This is a genomic window from Flavobacterium sp., from assembly GCF_039595935.1.
GTDB lineage: Bacteria > Bacteroidota > Bacteroidia > Flavobacteriales > Flavobacteriaceae > Flavobacterium.
This window is the reverse complement of record NZ_JBCNKR010000004.1, coordinates 646,628-672,793: the sequence shown is the minus strand read 5'-3', so window position 1 is coordinate 672,793 and position 26,166 is coordinate 646,628. Positions and strand designations below refer to the sequence as shown.

The 26,166-nt window shown below is 34.4% G+C and carries 19 protein-coding genes; 18 read left to right on the top strand and 1 reads right to left on the bottom strand.

Translation table 11 applies throughout. From position 1 onward, the window contains the following. Window positions 1-23: 23 nt before the first annotated feature. From uxaC to ABDW27_RS02945, 5 genes are all read left to right on the top strand, one after another. Window positions 24-1,427, top strand: a complete 1,404-nt coding sequence (gene uxaC, locus ABDW27_RS02965; RefSeq protein WP_343694567.1) for a glucuronate isomerase — start codon at window positions 24-26, stop codon at window positions 1,425-1,427. A 193-nt stretch (window positions 1,428-1,620) separates the two neighbouring features. Beyond that, on the top strand, window positions 1,621-2,643 hold the full coding sequence (locus tag ABDW27_RS02960; RefSeq protein ID WP_343694566.1) for a sugar kinase: 1,023 nt from the start codon (window positions 1,621-1,623) through the stop codon (window positions 2,641-2,643). Window positions 2,644-2,653: 10 nt separating this feature from the next. After that, entirely contained in the window at window positions 2,654-3,322 is a 669-nt protein-coding gene (locus ABDW27_RS02955) for a bifunctional 4-hydroxy-2-oxoglutarate aldolase/2-dehydro-3-deoxy-phosphogluconate aldolase (RefSeq protein WP_343694565.1), read from the top strand. Window positions 3,323-3,532: 210 nt separating this feature from the next. Further along, window positions 3,533-4,981: a tagaturonate reductase gene (locus ABDW27_RS02950; protein ID WP_343694564.1), complete on the top strand. Its 1,449-nt coding sequence runs from the start codon at window positions 3,533-3,535 to the stop codon at window positions 4,979-4,981. A gap of 234 nt (window positions 4,982-5,215) precedes the next feature. Further along, the gene (locus ABDW27_RS02945) at window positions 5,216-6,838 is read left to right on the top strand and encodes an altronate dehydratase family protein (protein ID WP_343694563.1); all 1,623 of its coding nucleotides are present in this window, start codon (window positions 5,216-5,218) and stop codon (window positions 6,836-6,838) included. Between the two features lie 305 nt (window positions 6,839-7,143). Here ABDW27_RS02945 and ABDW27_RS02940 read toward each other — a convergent pair whose 3' ends face one another. After that, window positions 7,144-8,172 carry a LacI family DNA-binding transcriptional regulator gene (locus ABDW27_RS02940; protein WP_343694562.1) on the bottom strand — a complete coding sequence of 343 codons (1,029 nt, stop codon included), beginning with the start codon at window positions 8,170-8,172 and terminating at the stop codon, window positions 7,144-7,146. A gap of 291 nt (window positions 8,173-8,463) precedes the next feature. On the opposite strand from ABDW27_RS02940, the gene ABDW27_RS02935 reads away from it, so the two are divergent. The 13 genes from ABDW27_RS02935 to ABDW27_RS02875 all read left to right on the top strand — a co-directional run bounded on the left by ABDW27_RS02935 (window position 8,464) and on the right by ABDW27_RS02875 (window position 26,166). Then, window positions 8,464-9,906, top strand: coding sequence for a glycoside hydrolase family 28 protein (locus ABDW27_RS02935; protein ID WP_343694561.1), 1,443 nt, complete (start codon window positions 8,464-8,466; stop codon window positions 9,904-9,906). A gap of 31 nt (window positions 9,907-9,937) precedes the next feature. Beyond that, a complete protein-coding gene (locus tag ABDW27_RS02930; protein ID WP_343694560.1) occupies window positions 9,938-13,042 on the top strand; it encodes a TonB-dependent receptor in 3,105 nt (1,034 codons plus the stop codon). A 12-nt stretch (window positions 13,043-13,054) separates the two neighbouring features. Continuing rightward, a complete protein-coding gene (locus ABDW27_RS02925; RefSeq protein WP_343694559.1) occupies window positions 13,055-14,728 on the top strand; it encodes a RagB/SusD family nutrient uptake outer membrane protein in 1,674 nt (557 codons plus the stop codon). 102 nt (window positions 14,729-14,830) lie between these two features. After that, window positions 14,831-15,766 (top strand): alpha/beta hydrolase, encoded by a 936-nt coding sequence (locus tag ABDW27_RS02920; RefSeq protein ID WP_343694558.1) that lies wholly within the window; start codon window positions 14,831-14,833, stop codon window positions 15,764-15,766. 10 nt (window positions 15,767-15,776) lie between these two features. Continuing rightward, complete coding sequence (locus ABDW27_RS02915) at window positions 15,777-16,742, top strand: DUF4861 family protein (protein ID WP_343694557.1); 966 nt, start codon at window positions 15,777-15,779, stop codon at window positions 16,740-16,742. Between the two features lie 151 nt (window positions 16,743-16,893). After that, window positions 16,894-18,087, top strand: coding sequence for a glycoside hydrolase family 88 protein (locus ABDW27_RS02910; RefSeq protein WP_343694556.1), 1,194 nt, complete (start codon window positions 16,894-16,896; stop codon window positions 18,085-18,087). Between the two features lie 22 nt (window positions 18,088-18,109). After that, window positions 18,110-19,330, top strand: a complete 1,221-nt coding sequence (locus ABDW27_RS02905) for a glycoside hydrolase family 88 protein (RefSeq protein ID WP_343694555.1) — start codon at window positions 18,110-18,112, stop codon at window positions 19,328-19,330. Between the two features lie 200 nt (window positions 19,331-19,530). Continuing rightward, window positions 19,531-21,129: a glycoside hydrolase 43 family protein gene (locus tag ABDW27_RS02900; protein ID WP_343694554.1), complete on the top strand. Its 1,599-nt coding sequence runs from the start codon at window positions 19,531-19,533 to the stop codon at window positions 21,127-21,129. 80 nt (window positions 21,130-21,209) lie between these two features. After that, window positions 21,210-22,325, top strand: a complete 1,116-nt coding sequence (gene pelA / locus ABDW27_RS02895; protein ID WP_343694553.1) for a pectate lyase — start codon at window positions 21,210-21,212, stop codon at window positions 22,323-22,325. Next, complete coding sequence (locus ABDW27_RS02890) at window positions 22,325-23,209, top strand: pectinesterase family protein (protein ID WP_343695271.1); 885 nt, start codon at window positions 22,325-22,327, stop codon at window positions 23,207-23,209. Before pelA ends, ABDW27_RS02890 begins: the two co-directional genes overlap by 1 nt. Before the next feature lie 24 nt (window positions 23,210-23,233). Continuing rightward, complete coding sequence (locus tag ABDW27_RS02885; protein ID WP_343694552.1) at window positions 23,234-24,583, top strand: glycoside hydrolase family 28 protein; 1,350 nt, start codon at window positions 23,234-23,236, stop codon at window positions 24,581-24,583. 151 nt (window positions 24,584-24,734) lie between these two features. After that, window positions 24,735-25,478 (top strand): rhamnogalacturonan acetylesterase, encoded by a 744-nt coding sequence (locus ABDW27_RS02880; protein WP_343694551.1) that lies wholly within the window; start codon window positions 24,735-24,737, stop codon window positions 25,476-25,478. A 238-nt stretch (window positions 25,479-25,716) separates the two neighbouring features. Beyond that, window positions 25,717-26,166: a hypothetical protein gene (locus ABDW27_RS02875; RefSeq protein ID WP_343694550.1), complete on the top strand. Its 450-nt coding sequence runs from the start codon at window positions 25,717-25,719 to the stop codon at window positions 26,164-26,166.

The window sequence follows — 26,166 nt, the reverse complement described above, 5'->3', positions numbered from 1 at the left end:
TCAAAAATATATTTTAAAAAGACATGAGCTCAAACACATTCATACACGATAATTTTTTACTAGAAAATAAATACGCTGAAGAGTTGTATCACACTTACTCTAAAAACCAGCCAATTATTGACTATCACAATCACCTTAATCCTCAGTTTATTGCAGAGGATAAGATTTTTGATAACATTACCAATGTATGGATAAAAGGAGATCATTATAAATGGCGTGCAATGCGTACATTAGGGATCAACGAGCAGTTTGTAACCGGAAATGGCTCTGATAAAGATAAATTCTTAAACTGGGCAAAAACTGTTCCGTATACAATGCGTAATCCTTTGTATCACTGGACACATTTAGAATTAGCGCGTTATTTTGATATTTATGATTTATTAAATGAAAAAAATGCTGAGAAAATTTATATCGAAACATCAGAAAAAATAAATTCTCAGGCATACAGCACGCAAAACCTTCTTAAAAAAGTAAACGCTGAATTAGTTTGTACTACCGAAGATCCGATTGATTCTTTAGAATTTCACCACAAAGTGAATAAAAATCCAATTGGATTTAAAATGAGTACAGCTTTCAGACCTGATAAAGCCATCTTAATTTCAAACGATGGTTATAATGCATATCTGGACACATTAGGGGATGTGTCCGGAATTGCAATTAATACATACGCTGATTTACTTTCGGCATTAAGAGACAGAATTGAGTTTTTTAATCTGAATGGCTGTAAATTAAGCGATCACGGTTTAGATCAGATTTATTTTGAAGAATTTACAGAATCTGAAATCAATGTTATTTTCAAAAAGAAAAGAGAAAACAGAGTAGTGACGCCAGAAGAAGCTTTAAAATTCCAAAGTGCCGTTTTATTATTCTTATCAGAAACGTATCATGAATTTGGATGGGTGCAGCAATTTCATTTAGGAGCCTTACGTAACAATAATGCCCGTATGCACAGAATTTTAGGGCCAGATACAGGTTGGGATTCTATTGGAGATTATCCTCAGGCTCAAAAATTATCAGGATTTTTAAATGCTTTAGACAGCAAAGATAAATTGACTAAAACAATTATCTACAACTTAAATCCGGCTGATAACGAAGTTATGGCAACTATGATTGGAAATTTCAACGACGGAAGTGTTCGCGGAAAAGTACAATTAGGTTCTGGATGGTGGTTTTTAGACCAGAAAGACGGAATGACAAAGCAGTTAAACGCGCTTTCAAATATGGGATTAATCAGCTGTTTTGTTGGAATGCTTACAGATTCAAGAAGTTTTCTTTCATTTCCAAGACACGAATATTTCAGACGCATTTTATGTAATCTTTTGGGAGATGAAATCAAACGAGGAGAACTTCCAAATGATATGGAATGGATTGGAAAATTAGTTGCAGATATTTCATACAACAACGCTAAAGAATATTTTAAATTTTAATTTTTTTTTGAACCATTAAGATATTAAGGAAATTAAGTTTTGAGCTTAAAATTTATTTTAAGATGAAAAGATAATAAAGCAGAAAAGCTTAATAAACTTAATTTTTTAAAGTATAGAATTTAAAAAGTAAAGCTTAATTCTCTTAATATCTTAATGTTGGAAAAAAAAATACTGGTAAAAACAATAAAAAAATATGAGTAGAGTAGTTGCATTTGGAGAAATCATGCTGCGTTTATCAACAGAAAGACATTTGCGTTTTTCGCAGTCTACGGCATTTGGTGCTACATACGGAGGCGGAGAATTTAACGTATGTGTTTCTTTGGCCAATTATGGCGTAAATGCTGAATTTGTAACAAGATTACCTCAAAACGAGATTGGTTTATCGGCATTGAAAGAAATGCGAAAAATGAATGTCGAGACTAAAAATATAGTATACGGTGGAGAACGTTTAGGAATTTATTTTCTTGAAACAGGAGCCGGAACACGTGGCAGTAATGTAGTATATGATCGTGCACATAGTGCGATGGCAACTATTGAAAAAGGGCAGATTGACTGGGATAAAGTTCTCGAAGGAGCCGAATGGTTTCACTGGAGCGGAATTACACCAGCGATTTCTCAAACTGCTGCTGAGGCTTGTTTAGAAGCTATTAAAGCAGCTCATAAAAAAGGAATTAAAATTTCATGCGACTTAAATTACAGATCAAAATTATGGCAGTATGGTAAAACGCCAAGCGAAGTTATGCCGGAAATGCTGCAATATAGCAATGTAATTTTAGGAGATATCGATACCGCTTATTTTATGTTAGGAATTCCGAAAGTGAATCCGAATTATCAGGATGAAAAAACGCTTCCGGTTTTATACGAAAAGTTGTTTCAATTGCTTCCTAATTTAAAAATTGCTGCAACAACACTTCGCTATTCTGTTAGTGCTTCACATCAAAGAATTGGAGGAATTCTGTTTGATGGAAAAGCCATTTACAGTGCAGCAGTAAAAGAAGTAACTCCGGTTGTAGACAGAGTAGGAAGCGGCGACGCTTTTATGGGAGGATTAATTTACGGATTGTTAGAATATCAAAATAATAACCAGAGAGCATTAGATTTTGCCGTGGCGGCTTGTTGCTTAAAACATACCATTGCAGGCGATTACAATTTGGTTACATTAAAAGAAGTTGAAAATATGATTGATGGTGATGGTTCTGCATTAGTATCAAGATAATAAAATAAACATGGCAAAATTTTCAAGAATAGAAGTTGCACAAACCATGAAAGATAACGGAATGGTGCCGTTGTTTTTTCATTCGGATATTGAATTAAGTAAAAAAGTTTTAAAAGCTTGTTACGACGGAGGTTCCAGATTAATGGAATTTACAAGCAGAGGCGACTTTGCACATGAAGTTTTTGGAGCTTTAAATAAATATGCTTTAGCAGAACTTCCGGGAATGATTTTAGGAGTGGGTTCAGTTACAGATGCGGCTTCGGCATCATTATACATGAGTTTAGGAGCTAATTTTATTGTAACTCCGGTATTTAGAGAAGATATTGCCATTGCCTGCAATCGTCGAAAAGTACTTTGGTCACCGGGCTGCGGAACGCTTACAGAAATTGCAAGAGCGGAAGAATTAGGCTGTGAAATCGTAAAATTATTTCCGGCTGATACTTACGGTCCGGAATTTATAAAAGCTATAAAAGGACCTTGCCCGTGGACAAATATTATGCCTACAGGCGGTGTTTATCCAACTGAAGAAAGTTTGAGTTCATGGTTAAACGCAGGAGCGACATGTGTAGGTTTAGGTTCGCAGTTAATTTCAAAAGATATATTAGAAAAGAAAGATTTTGACGGTTTAACAGCTAAAGTTCGTCAGGTTCTTGACATCATAAAAAATATAAGAAAATAAATAAGGAGTAATCATGCCAATCCTTATTTAGATTGCGTTTTTTTTAGATTTTAGAGATTGTAATTGAGCATTACGCTTGAAAAATAAATCTTGTGACTCCTCACAGCAAGATTTGTTTTAATGCGGGTGTAATGTTTCTTTTACAATGTTATAAAGTTGATCAATAAGGTATTAAGTGGTTATTTATAACACTTTAAAGTTAAAATTAAAATGGAAAAAATAAACAGATCAAATTCAGAGTTTTCAAACAAACTGCCTATAAAAATAGTTCAATTTGGAGAAGGTAACTTTTTAAGAGCCTTTGTAGAATATGCTATTCAGAAATTAAACCAAAAAGCAGATTTTAATGCGGGAATAGCTGTAGTTCAGCCTATTGATAAAGGTTTGGTGAATATGATCAATGCGCAGGACGGATTGTACACTTTGTTTATGAAAGGTGTGAAAAAAGGTCAGGAAATTCAGGAAAAAGAATTGATTACCAATATTGTAAAAGCAGTTGATCCATATGCTTCTTTTCAGGAATATTTGTCTTTGGCAAAAGAAGAAGAATTAGCTTTTATTATATCAAATACAACTGAAGCAGGAATCGAATATATTGCTTCAGATCTTCCTACAATGCAGCCTCCTGTATCTTTCCCTGCAAAATTAACCGTACTTTTGCATGAAAGATTTAAACATTTTAATGGCGCTGAAGATAAAGGATTAACCATCATTCCTTGCGAGTTAATTAATTACAATTCAGATACTTTAAAAGAAGTTATTTTAAAATATTGCACAGACTGGAAACTAGGTCAGGAATTTGTTTCCTGGATTTTAAACAGCTGTTCTTTCCACAATACTTTAGTTGATAGAATTGTTCCGGGATATCCAAAAGATCAAATTGAAGAATATAACAGCCAGTTAGATTATAAAGACGATTTAATCGTTAGTGCCGAAACTTTCTTTTTATGGGTTATTGAAGGCGACGACGAATTGAAAGCAAAACTTCCGTTTGAAAAAACCGATCTTGATGTAAAAATCGTCGAAGATATGCAGCCTTACAGAACGCGCAAGGTTAGAATTTTAAATGGAGCGCACACCGCAATGGTGCCGTTTTCATTACTTTACGGAAACGAGACTGTAAAAGAAACGGTTGATAATCCGTTTACGGGAGAATTCATTAATAAAGCTGTTTTTGAAGAAATCAACGAAACTTTAAATATGGATAAAGACGAACTGGCAAGTTTCTCTGAAGAAATTTTAGACCGTTTCAGAAATCCATTTATCAAGCACTTATTATCATCAATTGCTTTAAATTCAATTTCGAAATTTAAAGTTCGTGTTTTACCAAGTTTAACAGGATATGTAAAAATTCACAAAAAACTTCCGGTTCATTTAACCTTTGCATTTGCAGCTTTAATTCGTTTTTATAAAGGAACTTGGAACGGACAAAGTTTACCGGTTAATGACAGCGAAGATATTGTTTCGTTTTTCAATAGCCTATGGACTTCAGATGATTATGAGAAAATAGCAAGACTGACTTTGCAGAATAAAAATTTCTGGGAAGAAGATTTAACTGAAATACCTTCGTTAACAAATGCCATTACAATTGCTTTAGAAGAAATTGATTCAAATGGAATTGAAGCAGGTTTTGCGAAGTTTCAGGAAAGAATAAAATAAAATATTTTATTCACAATAAAGAAAATCTAATTTGATCTGCTTTAATCTGTATAAATCTGCGTGAAAAATCGATATGCAAAAAATATTTCACGCAGATTTATACAGATTAAAGCAGATTTACACAGATTTAAATCTAAGCTGGAGGATAAAATTTAGAAGAAATAATTTTAATCAAAGGTTTAAAAATAAAAAGAAAACAAAAAGAGCAAAAAGAACAAAGAACAAGGGTTAATTATGGCAACGCAGAAAAAATTAATAAAAGTTCACCCAACCGATAATGTTGCGGTTGCTTTGGTGGATCTTACAGCAGGCGAAGTAATTGATTTCGAAGGAGAATCAGTTACCGTTGAGTCTGATGTAAAAATGAAACATAAGATTGCAATGGTTCCTTTTAATGTAGGAGACAGAATCATTATGTACGGTGTTTTAGTTGGTAAAGCAAGTGCCAGAATCGAAAGAGGAGGATTGCTTTCTACAGCAAATGTAAAACACGAAAGTGATAAAGTTACTGGTAAAACAGAAACGATTGGCTGGAATGCTCCAAATATTGACAAATGGAAAGACAGAACCTGGCAGGGATATCACAGAGAAGATGGACAGGTTGGAACTGAAAATGTTTGGTTATTCTTCCCGTTGGTATTTTGTGAAAACAGAAATATCGAAATCTTAAAAGATATTTTTGAGAAAGAATTGATGAAACCTAAAGAAAATGATTATCAGTTATTATTACGTTCTTTAGTAAAATCAGAAACGGGTGGAGCAGGAAATCAGGAAGCTTCAAACGATGCGAATTTATTCAACAATATTCAGGTAAAATTCATTACGCACCAAGGCGGCTGCGGCGGAATTCGTCAGGATTCTCATAGTCTGGCTAAACTTTTGGCTGGTTATGTAAACAATCCAAACGTTGCCGGAGCAACTGTATTGAGTTTAGGATGTCAGAATCTTCAAATTTCGATTTTCAAAGATGCTTTAAATGCAATTAATCCAAATAGTAAAAAACCGGTTTTAATTTACGACCAGCAGTCTATCGGAACAATTGAAACAATGTTGAGCAGTGTGGTGAAAGATACTTTTGAAGCCATTAAAAAAGCAAACGAAATAAAAAGAGAACCAGCTCCATTATCTAAACTTAGAATTGGTTTAGAATGTGGTGGATCTGACGGATTCTCTGGAATTTCTGCAAATCCTACTTTAGGTGTAACTTCAGATTTATTAGCAGCTTTAGGCGGAACTACAATCCTTTCTGAATTTCCGGAATTATGTGGTGTAGAGCAGGAATTAGTAAACAGATGTGTTGAAGACGAAAGCGGAAAACGTTTCTTGGATTTAATGCAATGGTATGAAAAAACGGTTGTTGATGCGGGTTCGGGATTTGATATGAACCCGTCTCCGGGGAACATTAAAGATGGTTTAATTACCGATGCAATGAAATCAGCCGGAGCAGCTAAAAAAGGTGGAACTTCGCCAATTACAGGCGTTTTTGATTACGGAGAATATATCACAAAACCAGGTTTAACTTTGCTTTGTACGCCAGGAAACGACGTTGAATGTACAACGGCAATGGTGGGTTCTGGTGCCAATATGGTATTGTTCACCACAGGTTTAGGAACTCCTACAGGAAACCCAATTGCGCCGGTTGTTAAGATTTCTTCTAACACGCAGTTAGCAAACAAAATGTCTGACATCATCGATATTGATACTGGTGGAATCATCACGGGAGAAAAATCAATTGAAGAAATGGCAGATGAAATGCTGGAATTTATCATAGAAGTTGCCAGCGGTAACGTTACAACAAAAGCGGCACTTTTAAATCAAAATGACTTTATTCCTTGGAAAAGAGGAGTATCACTTTAATTTTTAGGTACAAAGGTACAGAGATACAAAGTGACAAAGGTTTATATGTAGAGACGCACAGCTGTGCGTCTTTTTTTTAGAGAAAGCTCCAGCGGAGCAAAATATTTATAGAATTGCAATAAGACAGACAAACAAAAACTCTGGAGGAGCGACATCTATTTGGTTTGCAGAAAAAATATGTCGCTCTTCCAGAGCTTTTGTTGTAATTATTTATATTTAGCTTTAAATATTTCGCTTCTCCGAAGTTTGCATAAAAAGCTTATCCTTAAATGAGCTTATATCACTTATATGGTTTATTTTTTTATCTAGAAATTGGTTCTTGACGAAGATTTACGGATGTGTAATTCAGGTGCGAGAACAACCTTTTTCTCAATCTTAATGGTGTCTGTTTTATCAACTTGTTCTAAGAAAACACGCGCCGACATTTTCCCCATTTCAAGAGGCGACTGATCTACAGAAGTAATAGACAATTCCATGAATTTAGTAAAAGGTTCGTTACTAAATCCAGCCACACAAAACTCATTCGGAATACTGATATTTCGCTCTTTTAACTCCTGAATAGCGCCTAAAGCGGCAAAATCACTCGCAGAGAATATAGCATCTGGCGGCGTTTCTAACTGCAATAGTTTATCTACAGCTTCTTTTCCGGCTTCGACCGCACTTTTAGTGTAAATTACATATTCTTCATTAAAATCAATTCCGTGATCTAATAAAGCTTGTTTATAGCCTAAAAATCGGTTTTTGAAAATTTCAAGAGATTGATCTCCGGAGAAGTGAGCGATTTTTCTACATCCTTCATTAATTAAATGTTTGGTTGTTAAATAACCGCCTCTAAAATCATTTATGGTTACAGAGCTTACACCTTCAATATGTTTACTTCTGTCAAAAAAGATCAACGGAACATTTTTTTGAAGCACATATTGAAACGCACCGTCATTTTCGTCGGTTACATCAGTTACAGACATTAAAATTCCGTCAACCTGAGCATCAATTAAAGTATATAAATTTTCGTTTTCTCTTTTTTTACTCTCGTGAGTCTGGCAAATAATTACCTGATAACCATGGGGATGCAGTTCTTCTTCAATTCCCCGGATAACAGAGGCAAAAAAGTTGCTGTCGATACGCGGCACAATTACGCCAATATTATTACTTCTACCGCTTTTTAATGCTAAAGCAAGTTTGTTTTGCTTATAGTTCATTGAGGCAGCAGTTTTAATAACCAACTCACGAGTACTTTCTTTAATCTTCGGGTTGTTATTCAACGCTCTGGAAACAGTAGCTGCAGTGATATTTAATTTTTCGGCAATATCATAAATGGTTACTTTTTCGCTCATTAAAAAGGGTTTTTACTAGTTAAATTCTATGACAAAAATACGTTTTTTTTATATAATCTGATATTTAATGTTATCGATTACCATAATGAATTACTACAACGTTTTATATTCTACAATGATAATAAATTATAATAATTTTTGCATTAAATGTAATTATAATTCTTAATAAAAATTAAAAATACAATTTATTTCTAAATAAATTTGGTTGACTGAAACATATTTTTTACTTTCGTGTAATCGATTACATGAATTATTGATCTTTTCGATTATCAAACACGAAATTTCACTGAAATGATTACAAACATGGTTACAGCCCGCAAATCAGTTGTTTTTTTAAGTATAATGGTTATTTTGACTATATCATGCTCAAAAAAAATAAATGTTGTTCAGGAATCTGATCCGTGGAAAACAATGGAATTAACCGTAAAAAATCTCCCTCAAACTCATTTTCAGGAAAAAACATATAATATTAATGACTTTGGAGCTGTCGCTGACGGGCATACTTTAAACACAAAAGCGTTCGAAAAAGCAATTAAAATTTGTGCCGAAAATGGAGGTGGAAAAGTATTGGTTCCGAATGGAAAATATTTAACCGGAGCCATTCATCTTGAAAGTAATGTAAACCTGCATTTAGAAGACCATGCAGAAATTCTTTTCAGCTTAAATCCAAAAGATTATCCAATCGTTCATACTTCCTGGGAAGGAACAGAAGTAATGAATTACTCACCGCTTATTTATGCTAAAGGAAAAACGAACGTTGCAATAACCGGAAAAGGAACTTTAAACGGTCAGGCCGATAGCACAAACTGGTGGATTTGGTCTGGAGGAAAAGGCTACGGCTGGAAAAAAGGAATTCCGTCTCAAAATGATCCAACGAATCGTGAAGTTCTGGTTGATATGGCAGAAAAAAATGTTCCCGTTGAACAAAGAATTTTTGGTGAAGGAAGATATTTACGACCAAACTTTATTGAATTTTTTGAATGCAATACGGTTTTAGTAAAGGATATCACCGTTATAAATTCTCCATTTTGGATTTTGCATCCAATTAAAACCAATAATATGATTATTGACGGAGTAACGGTAAATAGCCACGGACCCAACAACGACGGCTGCGATCCGGAATATTCTCAAAATATCATCATTAAAAACTGCACCTTCAATACGGGAGACGATTGTATTGCTATTAAAGCCGGACGTGATGCCGACGGTAGAAGAGTTGCTATTCCAAGTAAAAATATCATTGTGCAAAACTGTAAAATGATCGACGGTCATGGAGGTGTTGTAATTGGCAGCGAAATCTCAGCAGGAGTAAACAATGTTTTTGTTGAAAACTGTTTAATGGACAGTCCGAATCTGGATCGCGCCATTCGCATAAAAACCAATACCAAAAGAGGCGGGATTATCGAGAATATTTATGTTCGAAATCTGGAAGTTGGAACCGTAAAAGAATGCGTTCTGCTGGCTACGATGTTCTATAATGTTTATGGCTCGCAAACCGGAAATTTTATGCCAATAGTACGAAACATCAGCCTTGAAAATGTAAATGTAAAAAATGGCGGTAAATACAGTGTTTTAGCCGAAGGATATAAAGAATCGCCAGTAGAAAATATCACACTCAAAAATGTCAAAATAGAAAAAGTAGACTCGGTCTATTTATTAAAAAACGTAAAGAATATCAATTTTATAAATACTTATATCAATGGGAAAAAAGCAGAACCAATAAAAAACTTATAACTATCATTAAACCAAACCACGAAAACCACTTATGAAAATTAAACAACCATTACAGAAAAAAATAAAATGCAATCTTGTATTTTTATTTTTCCTGAATTTCCTTCTGAGCAATACCATCAATGCTCAAACAACTACAATAGAAGGAAAAATTACAGATGCAGCAGGATTATCACTTCCGGGCGTTAATATTCAGGAAAAAGGAACAAAAAACGGAACTTCGACTGATTTTGAAGGAAGTTTTAAAATCAACGTATCAAACCCTAAAGCTGTTTTAGTAATCAGCTATTTAGGATTTCAAACGCAGGAAGTAAGCGTTGCCGGAAAGAAAAACATCAATGTAAGCCTTGCAGAACAACCTAACTCCTTAAATGAAGTTGTAGTTGTGGGATATGGATCTGTAAAGAAAACAGATTTAACCGGATCTGTAAGCACAATCAGTGCAGCGACCATTACAGAAAGAAATACAACAAGTCCGTTAGAAGCCATTCAGGGAAGCACGCCAGGAGTACAAATTTCATCAAGTTCAGGACGTACCGGAGACGGATTTAAAGTTGTTATTAGAGGAAATAATTCATTAGTAGGATCATCTCCATTATATGTTGTGGATGGCGTTCCTGTTGATAATATTGACTTTTTGAATCCACAGGATATTTCCAGAATGGACGTTTTAAAAGATGCTTCTTCGGCAGCAATTTACGGTTCAAGAGGAGCCAGCGGAGTTATTATCGTAACAACAAAAAGCGGTGCTAACGTAAAATCCGGAATCAATGTAACTTTTGATTCTTCTTATGGTACTAAAGAAGCAGCGAGAATGCCCAAAATGATGAGCGGAGAAGAGTGGTGGAAATTCCATCAGGTTGCTTATATGAGTGCAACACCAAACACTCAGACTCCGGCTCAGTTAGCAGCATTAGCAGGAAATCAAAGTCCGTTATTAGTTTCAAGAGCCAATAATGGTTATAGTTTTGATTGGGCAGATGCTGTTTTGAAAACGGGTATGACGCAAAACAATTACTTAAATGTTACAGGACGCTCTGATTCTGGTTTGAGTTATAATTTAGGATTCGGAATTCAGAGTGATGAAGGACTTATCGATAACGACGGAACAGATAAATATTCTTTTAAATTAGGATTAAATCATAAAATAAACGACAAATTTACAACCGGCGCCAACGTTACTATTGCCCGTGTAGATACACAATTAGGAAGTGATTTAGCAATGCAGGATGCTTTCAGATTAAGTCCGTTAATGTCGCCGTGGGCAATTGATGCTGATGGAAATGAAAAAGTGGGAACTTTATTTTTCCTTCCGGGAAAACTAACTTATCCTGATGGTTCATGGGCGATTAACAAAACAAGTACAGTGAATCCATTAATGGAAATTGCTAATTCTTCGCAGACAGAAAAAACATGGCAGACAGTTGGAAATGTTTTCTTTCAATACCAGCCGTTGAAATGGCTTTCGTTTAAAACCACTTTTGCAGCCGGAATAGAAAATACGGTTACAAGTGCCGCTTATGGCGCGCAGACTAATGCAGGAGTTACATTAAACGGAAAAAATTCAGCATCAATTAAAAACTTCAATAATTTCAATTACACTTGGGATAACCAGATTGACTTAAAACATACTTTTAATGAAGTGCATGATTTCAGTGTTTTATTATTACAGAGTTTATACTCAAATGTTGATGAAACGTCTTATTTATATTCTAATAATCAGCCCTTTGATGTAGGATCTGATAATATGGGTTCAGGAGTTCAAACGAGTTATAACATTAGTTCTGGATATCAAAAAAACACTCTAAGTTCGTATGCCGTTCGTTTAAACTATACGTTTAAAGACAAATATTTATTGACGGCTTCTACAAGATGGGATGGTTCATCGGTATTATCAGCAGGAAATAAATGGCAGAGTTTCCCTTCTGTAGCTTTAGGATGGAAAATCAATAAAGAATCTTTCCTAGCCAACAGCAATGTAATTTCAGACTTAAAACTTCGTGCGAGTTTAGGTTATACAGGAAATGATAATGTGGCGCCGTATACTTCTCAGGCCTTATTAAATCAGCAGACTTTTTATGCAAACGGAGCCAATGTCGTTTCGGGATGGCAGTCTGAAAATCTGGCTAATCAGAATTTAACGTGGGAAAAAACAAGAGAGCTCAACTTTGGTCTTGATTACGGATTCTTCAAAAACAGAATTTCAGGAAGCGTTGATGTTTACGACAGACTTTCTGACAAACTAATTTACAAACAACAGCTGCCAGCAGAAAGCGGATGGAAAAATACTTTCGCCAATGTAGGTTCTGTGAGTAATAAAGGAGTTGAAGTTTTGCTTACGACAAAAAACATCAAAAGTGAAAATATCAACTGGGAAACCACTTTTACATTTACTAAAAACGTAAACAAATTAGAATCTATTTACAATCAGGATAAGGTAAGCGATATCGGAAATAAATTAATTCTGGGATCAGAACTCAATCCAAATTACAATTATGTTTACGATGGTGTCTGGCAGGAAAGCGAAGCAGCACTTGCAGCTTCTTACGGACAGGCTCCGGGGCAGGCGAGACCAAAAGATTTAAACGGTGACGGTAAATTTAATCAGGATGACAGAACGGTAATTGGAAATGCAAATCCGGAATGGCAGGGAAGTTTATATTCTAAATTGACTTTTTGGAATTTTGATTTCAACTTTTCTGTGCTGACAAGTCAGGGACAAACTGTTTTGAGTACGTTTCACCAAAATTTTGCCGATGTAAGCGACAGAGGACGTCAAAAACTGGCAATGGATTATTTTATTCCAACAAACAGTACGGGTATCGAAGCTAATGCCAACAATACAAACCCAAGACCAGGACCTGTAGCAACAGGTGCAGGAGCTTACTGGACCTCTTTATTTGGTTACTACAGAGATGTTTCTTATGTAAAAATCAAAAATATATCTTTAGGATACACATTAGATTCTGAATTATTGAAAAGATTAAAAATCAGTAATTTAAGGGTTTATGTGAATGTTTTAGACCCATTTGTATTTACAGATTTTGACGGATATGATCCGGAATGGGCCGCTTCTCCTTTTGGAGTAAACCGCCCGGCATCTATAACTACCCAATTGGGATTAAGTGTTAAATTTTAATAAAGATATCAAATGAAAAAGATAATAGTAATGTTAGGAATAGCTGCTTTGGTTTTAAACTCTTGCAGCAATTATATAGAAGAAGAAAGTCTTTCAAACGTTCCTGCCGACGGTACTTATAAAACCGCTGCCGGATTTCAGTTATTGGTTAATACAAACTATGCATGGCTAAAAGGAATTTACGGAGGAAATCCGTGGTTGTTTGAAGCCGGAACCGATATGTATGCAGAAGGAAGAACGCCGGAACCAGCTGGTTTAAGCCAATATACACTTTTGATTCCGTCTTCGACAAATGTAGAAGATTTGTATAACTCTTGTTATCAATTAATTCAGTCGGTAAACAAAACTATGTATTATTCGACAGTTACAGAACAAACCGCTAATTTGAACACTTTGGTAGGTGAAGCCAGATTTTTAAGAGCCAACGCTTATTTCTTATTGGTACAGACGTATGGCGGAGTTCCAATTGTAAATGAAAATATTACAAGTCCGGTTTTATCTTTCCACAGAAATACTGCCGAAGAAGTGTATACACAAATTATTAGTGATCTGGATGCAGCTTTAGCAAGCGTAGGAACAAATGCTTATGCGACAACCGGAAAAGTAAACAAAAGAGCCGTAAACGATTTATTGGCTAAAGTATATTTAACCAGAGGATATGAAACTTTTGGTAAAGCCGATGATTTTGCAAAAGCGGCCGCTTATGCAGATGCTGCAATTGGCGGACAAACTCTGGCTCTTGCTTTCGATCAGTTGTTTAAACCGGGTAATGATCTAAATGCCGAAACTATTTTTTCTGTACAATACGACAAAGCTTCAACAAGCACAAGCCCGACAACATTAGGAAACAATCAGTTTTACTATTTCAGTTCTTATTTAGGCGGAGCCGAAACCGGAGCGCCATTAAGAAGTTATAATTTATGTCCAACAGATTACGCTTTAGGTCTTTATGAAAAAGGAGATAAAAGATGGGAAGCAACTTTTATGACTGAAATTCTCGAAGGCCCGGAAACCACAAACGGTGTAACCAAAACCGTTTTGTATTACCCATATTACAGAAGTACAAATCCGGCATCATTAAAAGTGAGACATTTTTATGAGCCAAAATGGTTTACTCCGGCAGACAGAACGGCTTGGGAAACAGCAAATGCGTCAAGAAAATCGGCGACATTTGTTTATCATCCTTGGGGAGAATATTCTGCAGCGCATACTTTAATTAAAAATTTAGACTGTTATACGATTCCTGTAAAGAAATTTGATGATCCGGATCCTACAACACCTTCAAGCACAGGACCAGTAAGTACAAGAGATATAATCGTTTCAAGATTGGGCGAAACCTATTTAATTGCTGCCGAAGCCTATTTAAAAGCAGGACAGGCAGGAACTGGTTTAGATCGTTTAAATGAAGTAAGAAAAAGAGCCGGAGTGGCGAATGCAACGGCAGCGGAATTCAATATCGATTATATTTTAGATGAAAGAGGAAGAGAACTTTTAGGAGAATACAAACGCTGGTTCGATTTAAAACGTACCGGAACTTTAGTAGCCAGAGCATCGGCACATAATTATAAAATAAAAGCGTCAAACTTTGTTGGAGTTGACGGTCAGCTTAAAATTTTAAGACCAATTCCGCAAGTGGCTTTGGACTTAAACCAAAATAAAGATTTTCCTCAAAATCCTGGTTATTAGTAATTTTTTAGTTTTTTGAGAACATTTGTTTTTTTGAAGAAGTTAAAAAGGAGTTTGGGCAGAACACCAAACTCCTTTCTTAACGAAAAGTAATTGATTGTAATGCGAAAAATAATTTTCATTTTATTCTTGCTTTCCTGTGTTGTAAAGGCACAGCAGACTTACAGTGTCGACACTTCGTACACGGTAAAAAGCACGTATAATAAATTGATAAAAAAATATCCTTCCATCACGATTCCGCTTATAGAAAAACATAAAGAACTTAATAAGATTACTGATGTTGTTTATTATAATGAAAACGGAAGAGCATTACATTTAGATGCTTTTATATACGACACCAGAAAACGAAATCCGGCAGTTATTATAATTCATGGCGGCGGCTGGAGATCAGGAAATAAAAACCAGATGAATGCTTTTGCAGAGGAAATTGCAGATAAAGGGTATTCTTGTTTTACAATAGAATACAGATTGTCGCTGGAAGCCAAATATCCGTATGGCATTTATGATGTTAAAAATGCAATTAAGTTTATAAAAGATAATGCAAAGAAATTCAAAGTAGATCCGGACAAAATTGCGGTTTTAGGCTGTTCTTCGGGAGGGCAAATGGCAGCTTTAATTGGTACTACAAATGAAAATCCTGCTTTTGATGATCCTTTAAATGAAAGTAAATCATCCTCAAAAGTAAATGCAATTATCAATGTAGATGGAGTTTTGGCATTCAGGCATCCCGAATCTTCAGAAGGAGAAATGGCATCGTTTTGGCTTGGAGGTACTTATGAAGAAAAAACAGAAAACTGGAAAAATGCTTCGGCTTTAAATCATACAGATAAAAATACTCCGCCCACATTGTTTATAAACAGCAGTATCGACAGGTTTCATGCAGGCAGAGATGACATGATAAAAATTCTGAATCAGAATAAAATTTACAATGAGGTTCATACAATCGAAAATTCACCTCATTCGTTTTGGTTTTTTCAGCCCTGGTTTGATCAAACGGTTCTTTACACGACAAATTTTCTAAACAAGATATTCAAATAATTTACATAGAATGAAAACAAAAATCACAATTGCAGCTTTATTTTTAATGGGATTAACCTCTGTAAATGCTCAAAAATATGATATTAATACAGCTAAAACATACGCAGAAATTTCCGCAAAAACTGATGGACACTGGGAAGGAAGAAAATACAAAGGCGGAACCGTTTTTAAAAATGTAGACCGATTAAAATTAGCTCCCGAACATACAGATCATTCTTTTGATATTCGTTATGAAGGTCCGGGCTGGGAGAATAACCGAATTGGATATCGTTTGTATTTGGATTGGAGAAATGCGATAGATATTTTTGGAAAAAAAACTTCTAAAATGATTCTGCCAATCGTAGGTCAGGATAATTTTGATTCCTATCATGAAATGAGCGATTGGGGAGCTGATATTTTAAAAGCCGGAAAAGGAATCGGAATTGGGTCAATCGATCGTTATTTAAACAATGAAAAACTGCATTTCCGCGAAGTTGATTCTACAATTGCAACGGTTGTAAATAAAGATAACGAATCGGGTGTAAAAGTAAATTATTATGGTTGGAAAACAGCTTCTGATAAAATAGATTTTACTTCAACTTTAACTATAAAACCAGATCAGCTTTATACAAAACATACCATTCAGGCTTCAAAAGAAATCAAAGGAATCTGTACCGGAATTGTAAAACAAAAAGAAACTGAATTGCTTAAAAAAGAAAGTAAAAATAAAAAATGGGCTTATCTGGCGACATATGGTACACAGTCTTTAGTTCCGGATAAATTAGGAATGGCTATTTTTTATGAAGTAAAGACAGTTGAAAGTGTAGCTGATACTGATTTGGATTATTTATTGGTTTTTAAACCTACAACAAAAGCAAATTCTTTTTATCTTTTAGGTGCCTGGGAACAAGAACAAAACGGAATAAAATCGAAAGAGGATTTCGTGAAATATCTTGATGCGCAATTGGATATTTTAAACAAAAAAGGGAAGATGTAAATTGTTTTTTGCCACAGATTTCAGGATTAAAAATGTTGTTTGAAATTAAAAATTAAAGATTAAAAATTAAAAAATCTGCTGATCTGCTAAATCTGCGTGAGAAAAAATAATCCAAATAATCCATTAATCTGTGGCAAAAAAAGATATAATTATGAGTAATAAAACAACAGCCTTATTGACATTATTTCTGCTTTTCAATGTTTTTGCAATTGCACAAAATAATTCTGAAACTGTATTGGCAGATGATTTGAAATGGTCAGAGAGAACGGCACTTTCTATTTTGGATAAATATCCCGAAGCATGGAAACTAGATGGAAATGACAGTCCGAAATGGGATTATAAAATGGGTTTTGTATTATCTGGTTTTGAGAAATTATATCAGGAAACCAATAATAAAAAGTATCTCGATTATATCAAAAATTACGTCGACGGAATGATTGATAGTGACGGAAATATTAAAAAATACGACACTAAAGAATACAATATTGATTGTTTGAATCCCGGAAAACTGCTGTTTAATTTATATGATGTAACGAAAGATGCACGCTATTTTGAAATCATTGGAAAATTGCGAAATCAATTAGAAAATCAGCCAAGAACCGCCAGCGGAGGATTTTGGCACAAACAAATTTATCCCAATCAAATGTGGATTGACGGTTTGTATATGGCTGAACCTTTTTATGCGCAGTTTACCATTAAATATGAAAAAGGAAGAAGTCTGGATGATATTGCCAAACAATTTCAATTGGTTCACGATCATATGATCGATAAAAAAAGCGGACTGGTTTATCAGGCTTGGGATGAAAGTAAAGAAATTGCCTGGGCAGATAAACAAACCGGAACTTCGCCAACAGTTTGGGGGCGCGGCATCGGCTGGTACATGACGGCACTGGTAGAAACATTAGATTATTTCCCAAAATCGCATCCCAAATATAAAGTTTTGGTTCAGTACTTAAATGAAATCGCAGCATCAGCAGATCAATATAAAAGTGATAACGGATTATGGTATCAGGTGGCAGATAAAACACAGTTGTATGCTAATTATACAGAACCTTCTGCTTCCGGAATGATAATTTATGCTTTCGCAAAAGGTACACGAAAAGGATATCTGCCTTCAAGTTATAAAAGAACGGCAAAGAAATCATTTGACAGTTTTATAAAAGAGTTTGTAAAAGTGGATAAAAAAGGAGAAGTCAATATTATCAATGTATCATCAAACGTAGGTTTGGGAGGAAAACCTTTTAGAGACGGAACAAATGATTATTACCTAATTGCCAAAACAAAAGAAAATGGCGCAATTGGTTTAGGAGCTTTTTTACTGGCTTCCATTGAATTAGAAAAATAAAAGAATTAAAATATATTTTGAAATGAAAAATAGAAGAAAACAAAGTTTTATGTCGGTTTTATTGGTTTGCGCGATGGCTTTAGCTGGCTGTAAAGCAAAATCACAAGAAACTGCAAAAAAAGAAATTACTATTTCTAAAGACATGAAATGGTCAGATAAAATGGCTCTAACGCTGATGAAACGTCACACAGAAAGCTATATGATCGACGATTCTAAAAAACCAAAATGGGATTATGTTCATGCATTGGTTTTACATTCATTTGAAGAATTATACAAGAAAAATCCTGATCCGCGCTATAAAGCCTATATACGTGCTTATATAGATGAACTGGTGCAGGAAGACGGAAGTATTAAAACATACGAATTTGATAAATATAATATCGATTTGGTTGTACCCGGACGTTTGCTTTTTGCTATTTATGACGAAACAAAGCAGGATAAATATTTAAAAGCGATGCAGTTGGTTCGCAAACAATTAGCAGAGCAGCCGCGTACAGCAAGCGGCGGTTTTTGGCACAAACAAATTTACCCAAACCAAATGTGGTTAGACGGTTTGTATATGGGTGAACCTTTTTATGCACAATACACAGCCACGTTTGAAAACGGAAAAAGTTTTGATGATATCGCAAAACAATTTGAGTTAATTCAGCTGCATGCCACAGATCCCAAAAAGGGATTACTATATCATGGCTGGGATGAAAGTAAAGAAATGCCATGGGCCAATAAAGAAACAGGAAATTCACCAAATTTTTGGTCCAGAGCTTTAGGCTGGTATGTAATGGCTTTAGTTGATGTTTTGGATTATATGCCAAAAGATCATCCAAAAAGAGCAGAATTAATTAAATATCTGAATAATGCATCTGCGGCTTTGGCTAAATATCAGGATAAATCTGGTTTGTGGTATCAGGTTACCGATAAAGGAGGAGAAAAAGGAAATTATCTGGAAGCTTCAGGTTCTTCAATGTTTGCGTATGCTTTTGCAAAAGGTGCTAACAAAGGATATTTACCTTCAAAATATAAAAAACTAGCTAACAAAGCTTTTGACGGATTAACTAAAATCTTAATTAAAAAAGTTGATGAAGATGGCGGTATTACTTTGACAAACTGCTGTCAGGTTGCAGGATTGGGTGGAAATCCATACCGCGACGGTTCTTATGAATATTACGTAAACGAAAAGAAAAAAGACAACGATCCCAAAGCTACAGGGCCTTTTATTTTGGCAGCTATAGAATTGAATAGATAAATTTTAATTGTTAATTGTTGATGGTTAATTGTTGATGGTTAATTGTTGATGGTTGATGATGAAAAACTGAAGTGAATGTTTAAGTTGTCATCCTGAGCGAAGTCGAAGGAACGCAAAGAAACTCCAATTGCAAATCACGATAGAAACCCGACAGGTTTTTAAAACCTGTCGGGTTTAAGTAAGAAGTAAATAATACCCAAATGAAAAATATAAAAATCATCTTTCTTCTTCTTTCTGTTTTCTCTTTTCAGAAAAATTCGGCACAAGTCTGGACACCAGATAATGGAGACGGAACCTATACAAATCCTATTATTCATGCTGATTATTCAGATCCTGATGTAGTGAGAGTAGGTGATGATTTTTACATGACAGCTTCTTCTTTTAATTGTATTCCGGGACTTCCAATTCTGCATTCGAAAGATTTAGTAAACTGGAAAATTTTAAGTTATGCATTGCCAAAACAGCCTCCTTTTGAAACTTATGATAAAGTACAACACGGAAATGGCGTTTGGGCGCCCTGCATTACGTATCATAACAACGAATTTTATATTTATTATCCAGATCCTGATTTTGGGATTTATATGATAAAAGCTAAAAAAGCGGAAGGACCATGGTCGGAGCCATTATTAGTAAAAGCAGGAAAAGGAATAATCGATCCGAGTCCGCTTTGGGATGATGACGGAAAAGCCTATTTAGTTCACGCATTTGCAGGCAGCCGCGCACAGATTAAAAGTTTAATTGTGGTTTGCAGCATGAATGAAGAAGGAACAATTGCCAATAATGATGAAGTAATGGTAATTGATGGTCATGAAGGAGAAGGTACAATTGAAGGTCCAAAATTCTACAAACGAAACAATTACTATTACATTTTTGCTCCGGCAGGAGGAGTTCCTACAGGCTGGCAGACCGTTTTAAGATCTAAAAATGTTTTTGGACCATATGAAAAGAAAAAAGTTTTAGAACAAGGATCAACCAACATCAATGGGCCACATCAGGGTGCATGGGTACAAACCCAAACAGGCGAAGACTGGTTTATTCATTTTCAGGATAAAGGTGCTTACGGGCGAATTGTTCATCTTCAGCCTATGAAATGGGAAAAAGACTGGCCGGTTATGGGACAGGATTTCGATAAAAACGGAATTGGAGAACCCGTTACCACTTATAAAAAACCAAATGTTGGTAAAAAATATCCAGTTGAAAACCCTGCTACTTCAGATGAATTTAATGAACCAAAATTAGGACTTCAATGGCAATGGCAGGCAAATTCGAAGATAAATTGGGGATTTCCAACCAGCATGGGATATCTGAATTTGTTTTGTGTTAATACGATCAAAGACAGTAAAAGTATTTTTGAGGCTCCCAATTTACTGTTACAAAAATTTCCTGCTGAAGAGTTTTCGGCGACAGCCAAAATAACTTTCAACACAAGATTGAACGGAGAATCAACGGGGTTAATTATTATGGGATTAGACTATAGTTATTTGTGCTTTAAAAACGATAACGGAAAATTATATCTTAGTCAAAAAACGGGAACTTTTAATAAAACAGTTTCAGAAACAGAAACGAAACCAATTTTAATTTCTACTAATACAATTTATTTAAAAGTAAAAGTTAGTAAAGGAGGAATTTGCAGCTTCTATTATAGTACAGATGATAAAAATTATCAGTCAATAGGAACTGATTTTACATCGAAAGAAGGAAAATGGATTGGAGCCAAAGTCGGACTTTTTGCTTTAAGTGAAAAAGTCACCAATGATTCTGGAAATGCAGCAGTAGATTGGTTTCGAATTACGAAATAATAAATAAGCTTTTTTTGGATGAAAATTAGTTTTAGTATTTAGAAAAATAAAAAAGAATAAAAATCTGTAAATTGATTACAATGATTGAATTAAAAAAAATAGCACTGCTTTTTATAGTTGGTTTTAGTTTTGCAGTTAATGCGCAAAACAATTATAAAAACTGGCCGGATATAATTCGTAAAAGCGAAGCTTCGTGGTTTGGAACAGAAGAGGCAAAAAAGATTGCTGAAAATGTTTTGTTGTATCAAAGAGACATTGGCGGCTGGCCAAAAAACATTCAAATGCAGAATGAACTAACTGCAGCGCAGAAGAAAGAACTGCTTGAAATAAAAAAAACAACTAAAGAAACCACAACAGACAATGGAGCAACAACTCAGGAAATGCTTTTTATGTCTAGAATGTATGCGCAGGTAAAAGATGAACGTTATAAAGAATCGTTTCTTAAAGGATTAAATTATCTGCTTGAGGCACAATATGCAAATGGCGGCTGGCCTCAATTTTATCCATTAAAAAAAGGATATTATACACATATAACCTATAATGATGATTCGATGGTGCGTATTTTAAATGTACTGAAAGAAGTTAGCGAGCAAACTGATTTTTATAGTATTAAACCATCAAAAGAAATAGTTGAAAAATCAAAAACAGCTTTCAATAAAGGAATAGACTGCATTATAAAAACACAATACAAACAAAATGGAGTTTTAACCGCTTGGTGCGCGCAGCATGATGAAGTAACTTTTGAACCGGCTAAAGCAAGAGCGTATGAACTTCCTTCTCTGAGCGGAAAAGAATCGGCTAAAATTGTTTTATTGTTAATGTCTATAGAAAAACCTTCACCAGAAATTGTAACAGCAGTTAAAAGTGCTTACGCATGGTTTGAGAAAACAAAAATTACAAATCTTGAAGAGAAACGCATTTTAAACGATGCAGGAAAAATTATAGATAAGAAAATGATTCCGGTTCAAAATGGAGATCCTATATGGGCACGTTTTATGGAATTAGATAACAATGAACCATTCTTTTGTGATCGCGACGGAATTAAAAAGAAAACTCTTGACGAAATTGGTTTAGAACGTAAAAACGGCTATGCCTGGTATACAGATGAACCAAAAGAAGTATTAAAAAAATACGCTTCCTGGGCGGTTAAAAATGGAACAAAAGCCCCAGAGGCTGAAAAAAAAAAGTTGAATTAATTACGGTAGCACAAGACGGTTCAGGTGATTTTACGAAAATTCAGGATGCCGTATATGCTACTCCTGCTTTTCCTTATGAGAAAATAACAATATTGGTAAAGAATGGGATTTACAACGAAAAAGTCAGAATTCCTGAATGGAACACCAATGTAATTTTACTCGGCGAAAGCAAAGAAAAAACCATCATTACATTTGATGATAATTTTTCTAAAATAGGCTTGGGCAGAAACAGCACATTTTATACTTCAACACTTTTAGTAGAAGGAGATGATTTTACAGCATCAAACTTAACAATTAAGAATGTTTCAGGAGATAAAGGGCAGGCAATAGCGCTTTCGGTAATAGGAAATCGGGCTAAAATTTCAAACTGTATTATTTTAGGAAATCAGGATACAGTGTATTTATCAGGAAAAAATGCAAAACAATATTTTAAAGATTGTTACATCGAAGGGACAACCGATTTTATTTTTGGAGGCGCTACAGCTTTATTCGAAAATTGTACAATTCACAGCATTAAAAGTTCTTATATAACAGCAGCTTCAACTCCGGAAGGTGTAGAATACGGGTTTGTTTTTAAAAACTGCAGTCTTACGGCCGAAGCTTCTGCAAATGCTGTATATTTAGGAAGACCGTGGCGTATTTATGCAAAAACAGTTTTTATAAACTGTGAAATGGGTAAGCAGATAAAACCGGAAGGCTGGGAAAACTGGTCGAAACCTGATGCCGAAAAAAAGAGTTTTTATGCTGAATATAATAATAAAGGTGAAGGATTTCAGCCTCAAAAAAGAGTTTCGTGGTCACATCAGCTTACAAAAACTGAATCCGATAAATACTCAGCCGAAAATATTCTAAAAGATACGGTTCCAAACTGGTATTCTAATTAACATAGGACTCTAATAAGATAAAATATGAATTTAAAAATTATACTGTTTTTATTAGTTTCTGGAATTTCTTTCTCACAGAATAATGATTTTCCAACTTCAAAAGTAGATTCTATAGTAAACAGAATTCAGCTTCCTGTATTTTCTGCTTATCAAATTAATATTTTAAAACTGGGAGCAAAAGGAGATTCTATTACAAATAATAAAGCCGTTTTTGATAAAGCCATGGCCTTGTGTAAAAAGAACAATGGCGGTACTATAATAGTTCCAAAAGGAGTTTACAAAATAAACGGGCCTATACATTTTGTTAGTGGTGTAAATTTAAAAATCGAAAAAGGCGCCAAAATAAAATTCAGCGACAATCCTCAAGATTATCTGCCATTAGTTCTCACAAGCTGGGAAGGCACTATGTTATATAATTACAGTCCTCTTATTTACGCTGTAAATTGTAGCAATATCGCTATAACCGGAGAAGGAACTATTGACGGAGAAGGAGGCAAAAACTGGAAAAGTTTTAAAGCCAAAGAAGAATCAGGGAAAAATCTCAGCCGTGAAATGAACCACAATAAAACAGCAATAGAAAACAGAAAATTTGGGGAAGGCTATTATCTGCGTCCACAAATGATTCAGTTTTTGAACTGTAAAAATATTTTGGTAGAAAATATCCGAATCGAAAATTCTCCATTTTGGTGCCTTCACCTTCTAAAATCACAGAGTATTACTATTCGTGGTATTAGTTACAAATCATTAAATCACAATAATGACGGAATCGACCCCGAATATTCGAAAGATGTTTTAATAGAAAATGTAACCTTTAACAATGGAGATGATAATGTTGCCATAAAAGCGGGTCGTGATCACGAAGGAAGAGCGAATACAGCCACACCAAGCGAAAATATCGTAATTAGAAACTGCAATTTTAAGGGATTACATGGTGTTGTAATAGGCAGCGAAATGTCGGCAGGAGTACAGAATGTATTTGTAGAAAACTGCAAAACCATAGGATATTTAAAAAGAGGAATTTATTTAAAAACCAATGCAGACCGCGGCGGTTTTATTAAAAATGTTTTTGTTCGAAATATACAACTAGATGAGGTAGAAGATTGTCTTTACATTACAGCAAATTATCATGGAGAAGGAAAAGGATATCAATCAGATATTTCAAATATTTCATTTTCAAATATTCTTTGCAATAAAGCCACAGAATCAGGAATCGTTATTCAGGGTTTTGCGGATAAAAAAATTAAAAACATAGTATTAAGAAATATAGAAATCAAAGAAGCCAAAAACGCTTTGTCGAATGAAAATGCAGAAAATGTTATAATGACGGATGTATTTATTGGAAAAAGAGCAACAATACCAACAGCGGCAAAATAGTTTTTTTTTGAGGCTCAAAGAGGCAAAGGTTCAAAGAGGCAAAGCTTAAAACAGCATTGTCATTTTGAGTGAAGTCGAAAGGCTCCATACGCATCAAACAATAAACAATAAACCACCAACCATAAACTATCAACCACCAACTAAAAACCAAATGAAAAAATACCTAATATTATTTGTAATTATTTCAACAAGTTGTCTGGCACAAAAAACAACCTTATATACGATAGGCGATTCTACAATGGCCAACAAAAAAGATCCTGACAAAAATCCGGAGCATGGCTGGGCGCAGGTATTACAGCCTTTTTTTAATGATAATGTAGTTGTTGTTAACAAAGCTGTAAACGGCAGGAGCACAAAAAGTTTCATCAATGAAAAACGCTGGGACTCTATATATAATAAATTGAAGAAAGGCGATTATGTTTTTATACAATTTGGGCATAATGATGAAAAAATAGAAGATTCAACCCGCTATACAAATCCGCATACCGTGTACAGGTATAATTTAATTCGTTTTGTAAAAGAAACACGCGAAAAAGGCGCAATACCGGTTTTACTTACTTCAATAGCCAGACGTAATTTTAATGAAAAAGGCGTTTTGGTTCCTACGCATGGAGATTATCCTCTTGAAACACGTTTAACAGCTCAGGAATATAAAGTACCACTTATTGATTTAGAATATTATACCGAATTATTAGAACAGTCATACGGACCAGAAAAATCAAAATTGCTGCATCTTCATTTTAAAGCTGGAGAAAATAGTTATTACGACAAAGAAAAGGCTGATGATACGCATTTATCTTTATTGGGTGCCAAAACAATCGCCCAAATCGTATTAAATCAAATTAGAACCAGCGACGATAAATCTATGGAAAAATTAAAAAAAGCAATCAGATAATTTTTTTCTTGCTTTACAATTTAAATACTTAATGCAGGTAATGTTTCGGTAACCTAACCTTTGATTTCATATATACCTTAATCTGTAAGTTTTAAGACTTTTTCGGGCAAAATTAAATCTATTTTCAAAAGAATTTTGCACCATCAAATTTAGATATTTCATTTTAAATACTTAAGAGAATACTTGGAACTAAAATTCCCGGTTCATCATTTTAACAGGTGATTTTAAAAAGAAAACAATGGAAAAAGAAAGAGTTTTGGTTAGGGATAATAAAGGTTTCTTTTTAAAGATGTTTAAAAGGAGATTCAAAGAAGAATTTGATTTTTACGAAGATTCTTTTTTACTTGGCAATGGTAACAACTCTAAAGATTTTGAGCGATCTGTATTTGTTGTTTATGATAAAAATGAATTAATTGATTTTTTAAAATTAGACAAAAAAGGAACCAACGTAATGGTTTGTTTCTTTAATAAAGACTTACATAATAGTTTGATGCATTTTGATGAAATAAAAAATTTAAAACTGATAGATGCTTCAAAACCAAGAACAGAAATTTTTAAAGACCTTACATCATATTTTAAAAAATCATCTGATTTTATTTCAAAAGTACCAGAAATTAAATTCTCAGGTTCAAACATTTATCAGATAAAGTTTGAAAGCTTTCAAAGAGCTTTATTTTTTATGATGTAA